The 15,111-nt window shown below is 68.4% G+C and carries 11 protein-coding genes; all 11 read left to right on the forward strand.

Going from position 1 to position 15,111, the window contains the following annotated elements; translation table 11 throughout:
• The first annotated feature begins 191 nt into the window (after positions 1-191).
• The 11 genes from ACWGSK_RS11120 (at position 192) to ACWGSK_RS11170 (ending at position 15,110) form a co-directional block, all read left to right on the forward strand.
• A complete protein-coding gene (locus ACWGSK_RS11120; RefSeq protein ID WP_358513567.1) occupies positions 192-599 on the forward strand; it encodes a hypothetical protein in 408 nt (135 codons plus the stop codon).
• Between the two features lie 68 nt (positions 600-667).
• On the forward strand, positions 668-2,434 hold the full coding sequence (locus tag ACWGSK_RS11125; protein ID WP_452455775.1) for a glycosyltransferase: 1,767 nt from the start codon (positions 668-670) through the stop codon (positions 2,432-2,434).
• Positions 2,431-4,245, forward strand: coding sequence for a glycosyltransferase (locus ACWGSK_RS11130; RefSeq protein WP_452455776.1), 1,815 nt, complete (start codon positions 2,431-2,433; stop codon positions 4,243-4,245). The genes ACWGSK_RS11125 and ACWGSK_RS11130 overlap by 4 nt, the downstream gene beginning before the upstream one ends.
• Entirely contained in the window at positions 4,242-5,858 is a 1,617-nt protein-coding gene (locus tag ACWGSK_RS11135) for a glycosyltransferase (RefSeq protein ID WP_358512766.1), read from the forward strand. Before ACWGSK_RS11130 ends, ACWGSK_RS11135 begins: the two co-directional genes overlap by 4 nt.
• Before the next feature lie 17 nt (positions 5,859-5,875).
• Positions 5,876-7,495 (forward strand): glycosyltransferase, encoded by a 1,620-nt coding sequence (locus ACWGSK_RS11140; protein WP_452455777.1) that lies wholly within the window; start codon positions 5,876-5,878, stop codon positions 7,493-7,495.
• A 547-nt stretch (positions 7,496-8,042) separates the two neighbouring features.
• Positions 8,043-9,107, forward strand: coding sequence for a 3-isopropylmalate dehydrogenase (locus ACWGSK_RS11145; protein WP_358512770.1), 1,065 nt, complete (start codon positions 8,043-8,045; stop codon positions 9,105-9,107).
• Positions 9,108-9,326: 219 nt separating this feature from the next.
• A complete protein-coding gene (locus ACWGSK_RS11150) occupies positions 9,327-10,442 on the forward strand; it encodes a branched-chain amino acid aminotransferase (RefSeq protein WP_358512772.1) in 1,116 nt (371 codons plus the stop codon).
• 71 nt (positions 10,443-10,513) lie between these two features.
• Positions 10,514-11,038 carry a hypothetical protein gene (locus ACWGSK_RS11155; RefSeq protein ID WP_452455778.1) on the forward strand — a complete coding sequence of 175 codons (525 nt, stop codon included), beginning with the start codon at positions 10,514-10,516 and terminating at the stop codon, positions 11,036-11,038.
• Between the two features lie 266 nt (positions 11,039-11,304).
• The gene (gene cimA / locus ACWGSK_RS11160; RefSeq protein ID WP_358512776.1) at positions 11,305-12,915 is read left to right on the forward strand and encodes a citramalate synthase; all 1,611 of its coding nucleotides are present in this window, start codon (positions 11,305-11,307) and stop codon (positions 12,913-12,915) included.
• Between the two features lie 363 nt (positions 12,916-13,278).
• Positions 13,279-14,226, forward strand: a complete 948-nt coding sequence (locus ACWGSK_RS11165; protein WP_358512778.1) for a carbohydrate ABC transporter permease — start codon at positions 13,279-13,281, stop codon at positions 14,224-14,226.
• Positions 14,223-15,110, forward strand: a complete 888-nt coding sequence (locus ACWGSK_RS11170; protein ID WP_358512780.1) for a carbohydrate ABC transporter permease — start codon at positions 14,223-14,225, stop codon at positions 15,108-15,110. The genes ACWGSK_RS11165 and ACWGSK_RS11170 overlap by 4 nt, the downstream gene beginning before the upstream one ends.
• The last annotated feature ends 1 nt before the right edge of the window (position 15,111 follow it).

Below are 15,111 nucleotides of genomic sequence, written 5' to 3' on the forward strand. Positions count from 1 at the left end.
GATGATCGTTCCTAATTGCCGATTCGGTGTTTGAATGTGCATCAAGAATTGGCAAAATTATGGGACGTGCATCTGTTCGGAACTTGCTGCCTCCGGGATAGTGGAATCGTGTCCTCGGGCCGACCGCATGTGAGCGTTCTTCGTGGTCGGTTTTGGAGGAACCCCACCGATCTGTTCGAATGGAGCTCGAATTGCGATTTCTGCGGCGTCGTCCTGTTCTCCTGTTCCTGTCTTCCACGGTCGCGGTGTCCACGATGCTCGGACTGTTGTTCGCTCAAGGGCTGATCGACGTTTGGTCGGCCGTGCAGATCACGGCTCTGGCGGCGCTCTCGGGCCTGGTGGTGCTGCTCGTGATCCAGGTGCGGCGTACCACTGTTCAGATCAGGCAATTGCGACGTGGTTTCGATCGACAGGTGCGAGAGGTCGCCGAGATCGCTGGGGAGAATCGGGCCGAACTGTTCGGCCGGGCCGATGAGTTGACCGATCGATTGGACTCCGTGGCCGATTCGGTGACCGAACTGCGCACGGAGATCCGTGACGGGTTGTCCGATGTGCAGGTATTCGGGGGTGCCTCGGTGGCCGCTCGGGTGGTCTCGTGATGGATGGAGTTCTGGCCGAGGCCCTCGGGGGGCGTGGGCAGGGGCGTCTGGTGCTGTGCCATATCGGTGTGCGAACCGCACCGAACCTTGCCCGCCCTGAGCCCGGAATCGAGGTTGTCGACCTGCGGCGCGCGGCCGGGCGCCCGTTCGCGGGGGCCATCGAACGCTTCGTTCTCCTCGCGGCGACCACGGCGGACCTGCGTGCCGCCGTCCCCCTGAGCGGTGGGCTGCCGTCGGCCACTGAGGTCCGGATCGTGGTCATGGCCTCGGCCCCGCACATCGGGCCGCCCTTTCCGGTGGTGCCAGGTTCGGGGCAGTGGGAAGGGCTGCTGGACTTCCACGTGGGTCGCCTGTCGGACCGGGGTTGGTCCTGCGCGTTGACCTTCACCGATCCGGTGGAGGTCCAGGCGGTCCTTCGTGCGGTCGCCCAGGGGATGGTGGGCGGTCGCCAGGGCCGGGAAGTACCGGTGCCGGAGAGCTCGGACGGTGCCGTCGGCGTGGGTCCCACCTGGGAGGAGTTGGGCCGCCCCGGCGCGTTGGTCGGTCGTGCTGGCGGGCCGGATGTGTCGGTGGGTGGTGTTCCCGCTGTGGATGAGCGGGTGGTGAATCCGATGGGGTTCACGAGGTCTTCGTCGGCCAAGGTGGGGCGGTTGGTTTCGCGGGGTGGTCGTTGGGTGTTGGTCGTGGGGGGTGGGGTGCGTTGGCGGGTGCCGGATGACGGTGCCGTGTCGGATGTGGTGGTGGCGGGTTTGCGTGATCTGCGTGCGGTGCGGGTGGAGTGGGGGCGCCACAGTGGGCCGGTGGCGGCGGTGCGTGCGGTGGCCGGGTTGGCCGCCGCGGGCGTTCCGCTGCTGAGCGGTCCGGTGCCCGTCTGGGCCCGGTGCCTGGGCGGTGAGTTGTCGTGTTCGGTCGCTTCCGTCGACGAGTCGTGGATGGCCGATGCGCAGCTGCGTGAGGAGCACAGTGTTCGGTTGCGGCGGGTGGCGTTGCGGCTGTTCGGGCGGCAGGCGCGTTGGTATCGGTCGGGTGGTGGGTCGGTAGAGCCTTCGGTGTCGGTGGTTTTGTGTACGCGGCGGCCGGAGATGGTGGGTTTCGCTCTGCGTCAGGTGGGGCGTCAGCGGGGTGTGGATGTGGAGGTGGTGCTGGCGTTGCACGGGTTCGGGGTGGGTGCTCCTGGTGTGTCGGAGGCGGTCGATGCCTATCGTGCTTCGGGGCGTGAGTTGGTGGTGTGGGAGCCGGATTCGCGGAGGGTGTTCGGTTCGGTGTTGAACGGGGCGATCGCGCGGGCGAGTGGTTCGTTGGTGGCGAAGATGGATGATGACGATTGGTATGGGCCGGATCATCTGTCGGATCTGGTGGCGGCCCGCCATTATTCCGGAGCCGACCTGGTGGGGGCCGTGGCCTCCTTCGTCTACCTCGAAGCACTGGATCGGACCGTGCGTCTGGGTGGGGCCACCGAAGCCCTGTGGCACAGGGCGGCCGGAGGAACCCTGTTGATGGACCGCAGGACCCTGGAGGAGGTGGGCGGTTTCTCCCCGGTGCCCACGGCCGAGGACACCCGGCTGCTCATGGGGATCGAGCGCATGGGCGGCCGGATCCACCGTGGTCACGGCTGCAACTACGTGCTCCGCCGCAAGGCTGGTGGGCACACCTGGAGGGTCGACACCGGCCATTTCCTCCAGGCCTCGGGGGACCGCCAGCTCCGGGGCTGGCGGCCCAGTGCGTTGCTGGAGCCCGATCCCGAGGACATTCCCCTCACCGAACTCGCCGTCGCCTGGAGGGACCTGGGTGGTGACTCCGAGGATCGGGCACACGACATGAGGGTGACGCGGTGATCGGGGATCTGCTGACCGGAGCGTTGCGAGCACACGGAGCGAAGTCGGTCCTGGTCGCCCACGTAGGCCCGCGCACCGACCGCGTGGTGGCGGGTGTGGCCGAAGGGGCCGGGGTCCGGGCCCTGGACCTGGGAGCGGGCGAGGGCGGGACGGCGGACGAACAGGTGGACCTGCTCGTGCTCGTCGCGGCGAGCACGATCGACCTGCGCACTTGGAGCAGGAGCAACGGGCTTCCACGAGCGGCCGGGGCCATGATCGTCGTGCTGGACACCGTACCGCGCCAGGGCCCGCCGCTACCGGCCCCACCGGGTATCGGGCAGTGGAAGGGCCTGTTGAGCTCAAGGACACGCCGTCTACCGAATCGGGGTTGGGCGTGGGAGTTCTCCTTCACCGACCCGGTCGAGTCGGGTGAGGTGTTGATGGCGGTGGCCCGCTCCCTGGTGGGAGGACGACGGAGTCCCGTCGAGTCCATACCGTCCGCCGCGCCGGAAGGAACCGAGCCCGAGCGGCTTTGGCGGCGCCTGGGCGAGCCGGGCGCCGTACACGGGGCGGCCGAACCCTCCCGTCTGTCAGTGGATGCGGTGCCTGCTGTGGATGAGCGGGTGGTGAATCCGATGGGGTTCACGAGGTCTTCGTCGGCCAAGGTGGGGCGGTTGGTTTCGCGGGGTGGTCGTTGGGTGTTGGTCGTGGGGGGTGGGGTGCGTTGGCGGGTGCCGGATGACGGTGCCGTGTCGGATGTGGTGGTGGCGGGTTTGCGTGATCTGCGTGCGGTGCGGGTGGAGTGGGGGCGGCACAGTGGGCCGGTGGCGGCGGTGCGTGCGGTGGCCGGGTTGGCCGCCGCGGGCATCCCGCTGGTGGGAGCCCGACCGCCGATGTGGGCGCGGCCCTTGGGCGAGGAACTCCACGCGCTTCTCGGGCGAGTGAGTGAGGAGGGGTTCGTCGACGAGCTGCTGCGTGAGGAGCACAGTGTGCGGTTGCGGCGGGTGGCGTTGCGGCTGTTCGGGCGGCAGGCGCGTTGGTATCGGTCGGGTGGTGGGTCGGTAGAGCCTTCGGTGTCGGTTGTTTTGTGTACGCGGCGGCCGGAGATGGTGGGTTTCGCTTTGCGTCAGGTGGGGCGTCAGCGGGGTGTGGATGTGGAGGTGGTGTTGGCGCTGCACGGTTTCGGGGTGGGTGCTCCTGGTGTGTCGGAGGCGGTCGAGATCTTCCGGGGGAGTGGGCGTTCCCTGGTGGTGTGGGAGCCGGATTCGGGGATGGTGTTCGGTTCGGTGTTGAACGGGGCGATCGCGCGGGCGAGTGGTTCGTTGGTGGCGAAGATGGACGATGACGATTGGTATGGGCCGGATCATCTGTCGGATCTGGTGTGGGCCCGCCGCTATTCCGGCGCAGACCTGGTCGGCTGCGCGACGGAGTACTACCACCTGGAACAGTTGGATCTCACCGTTCGACGCCCGGTCCGCTCCGAGCGCTTCGCCCGGCACGTGACCGGTGCCGCGATGCTGACCGACCGCACCGTCATGGAGGAGGTCGGCGGTTTCCGGCCATGGAAGGTCGATGAGGACGCCGGTCTCCTCGACGACATACGCGTTATGGGTGGCGCGATCTACCGCACCCATGGTCTGGGGTGCGTCATCCGCCGCAGGCCGGACGGGCACACCTGGAGCGAGGACCCCGGCTACTTCTTGCGGGGAGCACACCAACAGTGGCGTGGCTGGCGGCCCAGCGTGTTGCTGGAACCCGACCTCATGGACGCGCCGGTGAGGGCGGCCGGCGAGAGCCCCTTCGACATGACGACATCCGGGAGTGAACGATGACGCTTGTTCAAGCCGACCCGGTGCGGAAGCGGTCCGCGCCTCGCCCGCTCATTCGCCGTAACGACTATTCGGTGTTGGAGCCGCCCGCGCTGGGGGAGTGGGAGCCCGAGTTGTCGGTGGGTGTGGTGGTTCCGGCCCATGGTGGTCAGGAGAAGTTGGATCTGACCCTGGCCTCGTTGGCGGCGCAGAGTTATCCGGGCGGCCTGATGGAGGTCGTGGTGGTGGATGACGGCAGTGATCCGCCGTTGCGGCTGCCTCCGATCCACCCGGAGCACACCCGGATCGTACCGAGCCTGCCCGGAGGTTGGGCTCGCGGACACGCGGTGCGGACCGGAGCCGCGGCCACCGACGCCGACGTCCTCCTGTTCTTCGACGCGGACATGATCGCCTTCCGGGAACATGTCGAGGCGCAGATGCGGTGGCACCACCTGGCGGACTACCTGGCGGTCACCGGGCACCTGCGCTGTGTCGACCACGACCCCGGAGAGTTGGAGCCGACCGAGGTGTTCGACGCGGTGCGTCGGGGAGAGCCGGAGGCGTTGGTCCGGACACCGGGTGAGGAACTGGGGTGGTTGCGCCGCGCCTACAAGCGGACGAGGAACCTGAGTACCGCGGACTACAAGGTGTTCAACTTCTTCATCGGCGGCACCGGTTCGGTGCGTCGGGAATTCTTCGAGGAGTCCGGTGGGGCCGCGTCCGAACTGGTCCTCGGCGAGGACACCCATCTCGGATACAGGTTCGCTCAGAACGGGGCGGTCTTCGTCCCTGAGCTGGAGACCAGTAGTTGGCACCTGGGACTGCCGCAGATGGAGACCCGCAAGGAGGAGGGGGCCCGGTTCCGTCGCCCCTTCGTGGGCACGAGGCTTCCCCTCAGCGGAGGGCGACGGGACCTGCCCGGACGGCAGTGGCAGGTGCCGAGGGTCGACGTGGTGCTGGACGCGACGGAAGCCCGGTTCGATGATGTGGCCGCGACTGTGGACGCGATGCTGGCGGGCCGGGTGTGCGACGTCCGGGTCCACCTGGTAGGCGAATGGTGGCGGGTGACGTCGGGGCGGCACCGGGTCCTGGACGATCCGGCGCTGGAGGCACGGCTCCTCCACGAGCACTACCGATGCGAGCCGAGAGTACGTCTGGCCGAGACCGTGTCGGAACCCGACCCGGACGTCCCCTTCCGGATGTCGATCCGGCCCGGGCAGATCCCGACCATCGATGGGATCCACCTGCTGATGGCGAAGGCGAACGAGACGGGGGCGGGCCTGGTCCTGGTGACCGGGGTCGGCGACGACCTGGACGGGCCTCGCCTGGAGCGTGCGGCGGCCTTCGCCCGTGCGCGGCGCTTGGGGGAGGGGGCCGAGGACCTGGACACCATGGTGGGTGAACTCTTCGGTGTGCACTGGATCGCCGGTGAGTCGGTGCTGTCCATGCCGGGTGAAGAGGTGGAGGAACCCTCGATCCGATCGGAGGAGGAACCGCCAAAGGACTGGCGGGCACGGTTGGAACGGGAACAGGCGCGGGCCGAGTTCCACAAGGCGCGCGCCACGAAGTTGGAGAACCGGTTCCGCTGGTTGACCGGGAGCCGTGCCGGTCGGTTCCTGCGTCGGGCCATCGGCTGATGGGCGGGGGAGGGTACATGGCCGAGGGCGAGACACCGGGCGCGAGGAACGGTCGCGCAGTGGTGGGAGAGAACGAGCCCCCTCGGCGTCCCAGGCTGCGCCGTAACGACTATTCGGTGTTGGAGCCGCCCGCGCTGGGGGAGTGGGAGCCCGAGTTGTCGGTGGGTGTGGTGGTTCCGGCCCATGGTGGTCAGGAGAAGTTAGATCTGACCCTGGCCTCGTTGGCGGCGCAGAGTTATCCGGGCGGCCTGATGGAGGTCGTGGTGGTGGATGACGGCAGTGATCCGCCGTTGCGGCTGCCTCCGATCCGCCCGGAGCACACCCGTCTACTGGTCGCTCCGGAGAAGGGATGGGGGCCCGGGCACGCGGTCGGGGCGGGTGTGAGGGCCTGCTCGACGTCGGTCGTGCTGCGGTTGGACGCCGACATGGTCGTCGGTCGGCGGCACGTCGAGGCGCAGATGAGGTGGCACCATCTGGCCGACTACCTCGTCGTCATGGGTCGGACGGTCTTCGGTGAGGAGCGGGGCCGCGAGTTCACCCCCGCCGATGTCCACGAGCACGTGTCCCGGGCGGAGACCGACGAGCACCTGTTCCCGGGCGCGAGCGGCATGGAGTGGATGGCCGAGATCCTGGAAGGCACCGATGGTCTGCGCTCGGCCGGGCACCGGGCCTGGGAGGTGTTCACGGGGGCCACGGCCTCGACGCGGCGCGAGCTGTTCGAGGCGGTCGGTGGGACGTCACCGGACCTGGTCCTGGGAGAGGACAGCGAACTCGGGTACCGGCTTTCGCAACGGGGCGCGGTGTTCGTCCCGGAGCAAGAGTCCGTGGGTCTGCATCTGGGAGTACCGACGACGGAGCGACGAGGGGAGGAGGCGGCGCGCTATGGGCGTCCCTTCCTGGAGAACCGGGTTCCTCGCAAGTACACTCGCCGCCGGATACCCGGGCGGACCTGGCAGGTGCCCTTCGTCGACGTGGTGGTCGACACGGTGGGTCGCACGTTCGACGACGTGGTCGAAACGGTGGACGCCCTGCTCGCGGGTGACGTGGCGGACATCCGGGTCACCTTGGTGGGCCAATGGCGGTGGGTCACACCGGGGCGACACGCCACGATCGACGACCCGGCGGTTGACGTGCGACTCCTCCACGAGAACTACCGCTGTGAGCCGAGGACGCGCTTCGCGGAAACCGAACCGGAGCCCGACCCGGACGTCCCCTTCCGGCTCCTGCTGTCTCCCGGTACACGCCCGAGGAGGTGCGCGGTACGTGTCCTGACAGGGGCCGCCGACCGTGAGGGGGCCGGTCTCGTCCGATCCGTGGGCGCGGGCGGAAGGGCCGAACCACTGCGTCTGGAGCGCACTGCGGCCTTCGCTCGCGCGCGGCACCTGGGGGCGGACATGGCGGGCCGGGACGCCGCCGTCGCCCGATTGTGGGGTGTGCACGTGCTGGATCACGCCGAGGTTCTCACCGTGTCGGAGAGGGGCGGTGAGGGGCCGCCGAAGGACTGGCACAAGAAGATGCGCAAGGCGGAGAGGGACGCGACCCGCTGGCGGACGGAGGTCGAGCGATGGGAACGCCGGATTCGGGCGCTGACCCAGGGACGCGGTGCGTGGTTGTTGCTCGGCGGGCTCCGGAGGTGACACAGGGCCGATCTCCGCGTCGATGTGGTTCGTTTTCACCGTTCTGATCAGCGAAAACACAAAGGCTTCTCACATGGTGAGAAGTTCTGGTCATATAGTTGGACATCCGATAGTCTGAAGTCCTAGGAGTCAGTGGTGTAGGCACACTGCCGGGCGCCACGATCCACGCCGAACCCGCCCCCACCGGGGCCCGTTCCGGCGACTCCGGCAGGCGATCCCGCCGGGGCGAACTCCTTGTCCCCCTTCTTTCGTGGACACCGTCGCCCACGCCGTTCAGCGGTGATGGCCCCGTCGTGCTCGGGCGCCGTCGCACGACGCATCCGGAGGATCACATGTACGACATGATCGAGTACCCGTCCGCGCCCGACACCGACGACGAGATCGCTCGCGCCCTGCAGGACGCGATCAACCGTCGCGCCTGAGCGAATTCGCGGGTGGGGGACTGTGCCGGTCGTTCGGGCCGGTACAGTTGTCTCACCTACTGTTCATTTGATCTCGTCATGTGAGAAACACGGGCGTGGTCACGTCTGAGTTAGAGGCAGTCCGTATGGCAGCGCGCACCGTGAAACTGGCCGTCATCCCCGGAGACGGGATCGGCCCCGAGGTCGTCGCCGAAGGCCTCAAGGTGCTGGGGGTCGTGGCCGCCCAACACGACCTGGCCATCGAGACCACCGAATACGAGCTCGGCGCCCGGCTCTGGCACCGCACCGGTGAGACGCTGCCCGACACCGTCGCCGAGGAACTGCGCGGACACGACGCCATCTACCTGGGCGCGGTCGGCGATCCCTCCGTCCCCAGCGGCGTCCTGGAGCGCGGCCTGCTGCTGCGCCTGCGCTTCGACTTCGACCACTACGTGAACCTGCGCCCCGTCCGGCTCTACCCCGGCGTGGACAGCCCCCTGGCGGATGTCTCCCCCGAGGACATCGACATGCTGGTCGTTCGGGAGGGCACCGAGGGCCCCTACGCCGGCGCCGGCGGTGTGCTGCGCAAGGGCACCCCGCACGAGATCGCCACCCAGGACAGTGTCAACACCCGCTTCGGGGTCGAGCGCGTGGTCCGGTACGCCTTCGACAAGGCCGCCGAGCGTCCCCGCAAGAAGCTGACGCTGGTGCACAAGGACAACGTCCTGACCTTCGCCGGCGAGCTGTGGCAGCGCACGGTCAAGGAGGTCGGCGCCGAGTACCCGCAGGTGTCCGTGGACTACTGCCACGTCGACGCCGCGTCGATGTTCTTCGTCAATCAGCCGGGCCGCTTCGACGTGGTCGTCACCGACAACCTGTTCGGCGACATCATCACCGACATCGGCGCCGCCATCACCGGCGGCATCGGCCTCGCCGCCAGCGGTAACATCAACCCCGACAACACCTTCCCCAGCATGTTCGAGCCGGTCCACGGCTCGGCGCCCGACATCGCGGGCCAGGGAAAGGCCGACCCGACCGCCACGGTGCTGTCGGCCGCGGCGATGCTGGATCACCTGGGGGTTCCCGAGGCCGCTCGCCGCATCGAGCAGGCGGTCTCCATCGACCTGAAGACCCGCGCCCAGAGCGACGCGGTCCGGTCCACCTCCCGGATCGGCGACGACCTCGCCGCGCGAGTAGCCGAGCAGGGCTGAGGCGACCGCTTCCGGCCCTGCCTCGAACAGCGGGCGCGGCCGTAGCGGGACTTCAGCCACCTCATGACCCACGAACGGGCGCGTCCGGAACATCCGGCGCGCCCGTCGTCCGTGCGACCGTCCATGGTCCGCTCTGGCCCCGGGTGCGCTCTTCCGACACACTAGATTCCAGGTCGGCGGCGCTGCCGACCCGATGCACCCGAGAGGACCACCGACAACATGAACAACAACACCACCACCACTGGGTTGACGTTCGACGTCCAGCTCTCCGACCGGCGGAAGACCCCGCGGGAACGTGAGGCACTGCTGGAGAACCCCGGGTTCGGTCAGGTGTTCACCGATCACATGGTGAGCATCCGCTACACCGAGGGCGAGGGCTGGCACGACGCCAAAATCGAACCGTACGGCCCGCTGTCCCTGGACCCCGCCACGGCCGCCCTCCACTACGGGCAGGAGATCTTCGAAGGGCTCAAGGCCTACCGTCACCCGGACGGTTCGCTCGCCTCCTTCCGCCCGGAGGCCAACGCCGCCCGCTTCAACCGGAGCGCCGCGCGCATGGCCATGCCGGCGCTGCCCGAGGAGCTCTTCCTCAAGTCCATCGAACTGCTCATCGAACACGACGGCGACTGGGTCCCGGACAAGGAGTACTTCAGTCTCTACCTTCGTCCGTTCATGGTCGCCACGGACGTCGGCCTGGGGGTCAACCACCCTTCCCGCAGCTACGTCTACCTGCTCATCGCCTCGCCGGTGGGTTCCTACTTCTCCGGTGGCGTCCAGCCGGTGACGGTCTGGTTGTCCAAGGACTTCACCCGCGCCGCCCCGGGCGGCACCGGTGCCGCGAAGGTCGCCGGCAACTACGCCGCGAGCTTCCTGGCCCAGTCGCAGGCAGTGGAGAAGGGCTGCGACCAGGTCGTGTGGCTGGACGCCCGCGAGCACCGTTGGGTCGAGGAGATGGGCGGCATGAACCTGTGGTTCGTGTTCGGCGAGGGCGAGAACGCGCGCCTGCGCACCCCCTCGCTGACCGGAACCCTGTTGCCCGGTATCACTCGCGAGTCGTTGCTCAGGCTCGCCCCCGACCTGGGCATCCCCGCCGAGGAGAAGCCCCTGTCCATCGACGAGTGGAGGAGCGCCGCCGAGTCCGGTGAGATGACCGAGGTGTTCGCCTGCGGTACCGCGGCGGTCGTCACCCCGGTCGGTCACGTCAAGAGCGACGACGGTGAGTTCACCATCGGCGACGGCACCCCGGGCCCGGTCACCATGCGGCTGCGCGAGGAGCTCGTCGGCCTGCAGACGGGTCTGCGCGCCGACAAGTACGACTGGATCACCAAGTTCTAGTCGGCTGAGGGCCGCCCGGGGCGTCCCGGGCGGCCCGTGTCATCGATCCCCCTCATCCCCTGGAGTCCCCCATGACCGAGTCCCCGTCCCCCGCCCCGGACGGTTCCGCCCACGCCCGCCCCCGATCCCCGTGGCCGGGCAGGGTCGCCCTGACCGCCTGCGCCGGTCTGGTGGTGGGAGCCGTCGCCTACGGCGCGGCGGAGGTCTCGGCGGCGCTGAACCCGCCGGCCCCGACCCCCTCGGAGTCCGCCGACGAACCCTCCGACTCCGAGCGCACGGTGACCCCGTTGCTCCACCCCGACGAACCGGAGGAGGAGCACGTCGCGGAGGAGGCGCACCACGGCGAAGCCGTCGCCCCGGCCGGTGATCCGGCGCCCGGCGGTGGACAGGAGGCCGAGCCGGCGGCTCCGGCCCCGCCCGCGGAGGGCGATCCCGGGTGGGTCGACCCGCGCGGGGAGATCCTGGACGAGATCCTCAACACACCGCAGGACCGCCCGCCGATGGAGCCGCTCATCACCCAGGAGGAGCTCGACGCCATGACCCAGGAGGCCGAGTCCGCCGTGGTTCCGCAGACCCCGGCCCCCGCGGGTCCCTGAGGTCCGAGATGTCCGTAGTGGGAAATTCGCGTCTTGAAGAGTGAGACAAACCGGCCCCGAGGTGCGACTCTTCGGGGCCGGTATGGCACACTGGCCCCATGCCGTCCCAGGTCGTGATTATTCAGGGGCGCGCTGGCTGACGACTTCCCGCGATGACGCAGGGAAGAGAATCCGGACCCTGCCAGCGCGCTGACCTCTCGTGTCCACGAGGGGTCTTTTTTGTTGGCCGGGGCCGCCGTGCACATCCACCTTCGGGAGTTCCACCAATGAGGGACGACAGTTTCCACGTCTTCGACACCACGCTGCGCGACGGAGCCCAGCGCGAGGGGATCAACCTTCGGGTCTCCGACAAGCTGGCCATCGCCAAGCAGCTGGACGACTTCGGGGTGGCGTTCATCGAGGGCGGTTGGCCCGGCTCCAACCCCAAGGACACCGAGTTCTTCCAGCGGGCTTCACAAGAGCTCCAGCTGGAACACGCGCGACTCACCGCGTTCGGCGCGACCCGCCGTTCCGGTGTGAAGGCCGCCGACGACCCACAGGTGGCCGCGCTGCGCGAAAGCGGCGCGTCGGTCGTCACCCTTGTCGCCAAGAGTGACGACCGCCACGTCGAACGTGCCCTGCGCACGACCCTGGACGAGAACCTCGCCATGGTCTCCGACACCGTCTCGCACCTGCGTGAACACGGGCAGCGCGTGTTCGTGGACTGCGAGCACTTCTTCGACGGCTACCACCACAACCCCGAGTACGCCCTGTCCGTGGTGCGCTCCGCCGCGGAGGCGGGCGCCGACGTGGTGGTCCTGTGCGACACCAACGGCGGCATGCTGCCCGGCGACATCCGCCGCGTGGTCACCGAGGTGCTGGAGGCCACCGGTGCGCGCCTGGGCATCCACGCCCAGGACGACACCGGCTGCGCCGTCGCCAACACCCTGGCCGCCGTGGACGCCGGAGCCACCCACGTGCAGTGCACCGCCAACGGCTACGGCGAGCGGGTGGGCAACGCCAACCTGTTCTCCGTGGTGGGCGCGCTCACCCTCAAGTACGGCCGTGAGGTGCTGCCCCAGGGCTGCCTCGGCGAGATGACCCGGGTGGCCACCACGATCGCCGAGATCGTCAACCTGGCCCCCGACACCCACCAGCCCTACGTGGGGGTATCGGCGTTCGCGCACAAGGCGGGCCTGCACGCCTCGGCGATCAAGGTCGACCCCGACCTGTACCAGCACACCGACCCGGAGCTGGTCGGCAACCGGATGCGCATGCTCGTATCCGACATGGCCGGGCGCGCTTCGGTGGAGCTCAAGGCCCAGGAGCTGGGTCTGGACCTGTCCGACGATCGTGGTCTGTCCGGCCGGGTCGTGGACCGGGTCAAGGGCCTGGAACTGTCCGGGTACAGCTTCGAGGCGGCCGACGCCTCCCTGGAGCTGTTGCTGCGCGAGGAGATGGGTGAGCCCGTCCGCTACTTCGAGACCGAATCCTGGCGGGTGCTGACCGAACGTCGTCCGGCCACCGGGTCGGGTCCGCTGTCCAGCGACTACGTGAGCCTGACCGAGGCCACCGTGAAGCTGCGGGTCAAGGGCGAGCGCGTGATCGCCACCGCGGAGGGCAACGGCCCGGTGAACGCCCTGGACCGGGCGCTGCGCGGCTCGATGGAGAACGCCTATACCGCGCTGGCCGGCCTGGAGCTGACCGACTACAAGGTCCGCATCCTGGAGGGCGCCTCGGGTACCGACGCGATCACCCGGATCCTCATCACCTTCAGCGATGGAACGGGGGAGTGGACGACGGTGGGCGTGGGCCCCAACGTCGTCGACGCCTCCTGGGTCGCGCTGGAGCAGGCCCTCACCTACGGCCTGCTGCGCCAGGGCTACCCGAGGGATTAGGCGCGGTGTTCGTTCCCCGCCTCCGCTAGCGCTTCGGTGGTCGGTCGGGTGACGGAATCGTCACGTTCCTCCGTCACCCGACCGGACCCGTTCGACGCACGGTGCAGGTCACGGGCTTGAAACTTACTTACAGGTAAGAAAGGCCTGTCCGAAGGGTCATAGCCACCGTGACCCGGACCACTCGATACTGCGAACTTTCAGCCGATTCGCGATGGACGAGTGGTGATAGATGTCGAACGAAACCGTGGTGCGCCCCTCCGTTGGTGCGCTGTTCGTCTTCCCGCGAAGCGCAGGTCACGCACCACCTGAAGACTTCGGGACGTGTCCTCACCCACGATTCGCACACGGGGTGGAGGTAACGGCGTGACCACCGGTTCGGCGACCGACCGGCCGGCCGTGTCACCGCCATCCCCCAAGACCCGTAGGAAACGAGCCCGAGCCGGAAGAGACGCCTTGCTCGCCTGGGGCTTCCTCGGCCCCTCCGTGGCGATCTTCGCGCTCTTCCTCGTCTACCCGCTGGGCCGCACCATCTATCTGTCGCTGCACGGCAACGACATCATCGGCAGGCCGAACCGGTTCGTCGGCCTGAGCCACTTCGCCGAGATGGCCTCTCCCGAGTACGTCCAGGTGCTGATCACCACCGTGCTCTTCAGCGTCGGCGTGGTCGTACCGGGCGTGGTCGGCGCGCTGATCATCGTCCTGCTGTTGGAGGGGGTGATCCGCGGACAGAAGTTCCTGCGTGGAGCCTTCGCGGTACCGTTCGCCTTCTCCGTGGCCAGCGCCTCGGTGATCTTCGCGGTCTTCTACAGTCCCGGCAACAGCGTGCTCAACGGCATCCTGTACCGCTTCGGCCTGGATCAGGTGCCCTGGCTGACCTCGCAGGAGATGGCCCTGTGGTCCATCGTCATCACCACCGTGTGGATGAACCTGGGCTACGGGGTGCTGGTGCTGGCCGCCGGCATCGGCTCCATCCCCAAGGAGGTCAACGAGGCCGCCCGCATCGACGGCGCCACCGGGCCGAGGCTGGCCTGGGACGTCACCATCCCGATGCTCGGACCGCAGCTCTTCTTCCTGATCGTCATCTCCACGATCAACGCGCTACAGAGCTTCGGCCAGATCCACATCCTCACCGGCGGAGGGCCGGTCGGCTCCACGACCACCCTCGTCTACTCCATCTTCCAGGACGCCTTCGCCTACGGCACCAGCGACTTCGGTCGGGCCAGCGCCCAGGCGCTCGTCCTGCTGTTGGTGGTCCTGGTGTGCACCGCGCTCCAGTTCGGTGTCATCGAGCGGAAGGTGCACTACTCATGACGACCCTCGAACGTGAGACCGCACCCGCCCGCACCGGGGCGGTCCGCACCAGGCACCGGCGCACGCCAGGGCACATCGCGGGCCGTGTCCTGCTGTACCTGACGCTGGGCGTCTTCCTGATCCCGGTGATGTTCCCCGTCTACTACGTGTTCGCGGGCGCGCTCATGGGGTCTCAGGACCTGTCGGCCTTCCCGCCGAGGCTGCTGCCCACCGGCGTGAACCTGGAGAACGTCCAGGGCGCCCTGGACGCGGTGCCGCTGCTACGTATGTACGGGAACTCGCTGGTCATGGCGGGCATCATCACGGTGAGCCAGCTGTTCACCTCCGCCCTGGCCGCGTACGCGTTCGTGTTCCTGCGCTTCCGCGGCAGCGCGATCGTCTTCGCGCTGTTCCTGTCCACGCTGATGGTGCCGGCCGAGGCGACCTTCATTCCCAACTACCTGACCATCACCGGGTGGGGGATGGGCGACACCTACGCCGGTCTGGTCATGCCGTTCTTGGCCTACGCCTTCGGCACGTTCCTCCTACGCCAGAGCTTCAAGCAGTTCCCCCGCGAGCTGTTCGACGCCGCGCGCATCGACGGCATGGGTCACCTGCGGTTCCTATGGACCATCCTGCTGCCGCTGAGCAAACCGGCCCTGACCGCCGTCGGCATGTACGTGTTCATCACCAGCTGGAACATGTACTTCTGGCCGCTGATCATCACCCGCAGCACCGAGATGCAGACCCTGCAGATCGGCCTCAACAGCCTCAAGGTGGGGGAGTACTCCAACCCCGGACTCCTCCTGGCCGGCGCCGCGCTGTCGGTCCTCCCCACACTCGCCCTCGTGATCTTCGGACAGCGCTTCATCGTTCGAGGACTCACCGCGGGCGCGGTCAAGTAGG

This window comes from Nocardiopsis sp. NPDC055551 (genome assembly GCF_053619415.1).